Origin of the sequence: Herbaspirillum sp. C7C2 (assembly GCF_022627865.1) — a bacterium.
GTDB lineage: Bacteria > Pseudomonadota > Gammaproteobacteria > Burkholderiales > Burkholderiaceae_D > Herbaspirillum > Herbaspirillum frisingense.
In genome coordinates this window covers 1-246 of sequence record NZ_JABXGI010000094.1, presented here as the reverse complement: position 1 = coordinate 246, position 246 = coordinate 1, and the positions used below count along the sequence as shown (strand labels likewise).

Here is a 246-nt window from a genome sequence, read left to right as displayed (position 1 = left end):
GTCGACGATGGTCTGACCGAAGGTTGGGCCTTCGCGGCTGTCGACTACCACGTTCACCTCACGTCCGCTGAACAACGCAGGCTTCAGCAGGTAGGCAATGACCGTGGCGTCGTGTACCGGGCCGCCAGGAATGCCGTAGTGCTCCATGTCGCCCTTGACGTATTCATTGAGAATATCGCCCACCACCTTGCTTGCATTGTTGTTAAGCGCGGCGATTTTTTTCAGGCGAGCCTCGCTGGTCAGCAC

The 246-nt window shown here is 58.1% G+C and carries 1 protein-coding gene; it reads right to left on the bottom strand.

What is annotated here, in order from left to right:
- On the bottom strand, window positions 1-246 hold a 246-nt coding region (locus tag HWE04_RS24380; protein ID WP_342222451.1), incomplete at both ends, for a nucleoside hydrolase.